General features: G+C 49.0%; 2 protein-coding genes and 1 pseudogene. 2 read left to right on the top strand and 1 reads right to left on the bottom strand.

Translation table 11 applies throughout. The features are described 5' to 3' along the window. Positions 1–206: 206 nt before the first annotated feature. Both ACOCD2_RS23230 and ACOCD2_RS23225 read left to right on the top strand, forming a co-directional pair. Entirely contained in the window at positions 207–407 is a 201-nt protein-coding gene (locus tag ACOCD2_RS23230; RefSeq protein WP_419626240.1) for a hypothetical protein, read from the top strand. Then, on the top strand, positions 359–514 hold the full coding sequence (locus ACOCD2_RS23225; RefSeq protein ID WP_419626238.1) for a hypothetical protein: 156 nt from the start codon (positions 359–361) through the stop codon (positions 512–514). Before ACOCD2_RS23230 ends, ACOCD2_RS23225 begins: the two co-directional genes overlap by 49 nt. A gap of 158 nt (positions 515–672) precedes the next feature. On the opposite strand, the pseudogene ACOCD2_RS23220 reads toward ACOCD2_RS23225, so the two are convergent. Continuing rightward, a pseudogene (locus ACOCD2_RS23220) lies at positions 673–798 on the bottom strand (IS481 family transposase); the annotation flags it as partial.

Below are 798 nucleotides of genomic sequence, written 5' to 3'. Positions count from 1 at the left end.
GCCGCTTGAACTACCGAATGGCTGGGAATGGACAAGGTTGGGGGTGATTAGTGTCCTTGGTACTGGTGCAACACCTTCTTGTGATAGCGGCCTCTATTATAATCCCCCCGAATTCAATTGGGTTACAAGTAGTGAAACGGCAAATGAGTATATATATGAAACAAAAGAGCGAATATCAAAGAAAGCGCAAGTGTGTCTTCGGCCTCGTGATAGATTTTGGGACATCCCAGTCCCCAAAATCGACTCGGCCTTTGACAACCTATTGGTGCCCCAGCCGTCCTGGTCACCAAGCACTACGCAACAACTTCGCAAGCTCGTTGCTGCTCCGTACTTGTCTCCCAATGACTGGACGCCGCGTTTGGATGCCTACTTTGCTTTCCCTCTGGCGCTATGCGCACGACGGGTAAGCAGTGCGGCCTCGCGGCTACTGGGGTCTACCAGCCTTCGCTTCGCTCTCCATGGCTGGCAGCGGTTGAAGAAACAAATGTTTCGATTGATCCCCCTGGAACACTGATTGATCCCATGTACGGACAAGGTAAGACGAGGGGCAAATAGCAGAGCTAAAGGTTGGAGGCAGGAACAAATCAGGCGTGTGCTGCAGTCATGTTGGTTAATAAGAGTTCAGTTTACCGGCAACATGTAAAACTGTTCTTCAAGAATGTCCATGAAGAATTAAGTGCCAAGTCCCGATAGATCATAGATTTTCTTTTTGAATAATTCCGGTTGTTTTTTGTGCCAATCCTTAAGCGCCTGAATGGGCGTGATGTGCCCGATGTTTTTCTGCGGGACATGGTAGTT

This window comes from Thiolapillus sp. (assembly GCF_048562965.1).
GTDB classification, from domain to species: Bacteria; Pseudomonadota; Gammaproteobacteria; order Chromatiales; family Chromatiaceae; genus Thiolapillus; species Thiolapillus brandeum_A.
Note: the sequence above shows the minus strand (reverse complement) of the source record. Positions and strands in the feature narration are given on the sequence as shown.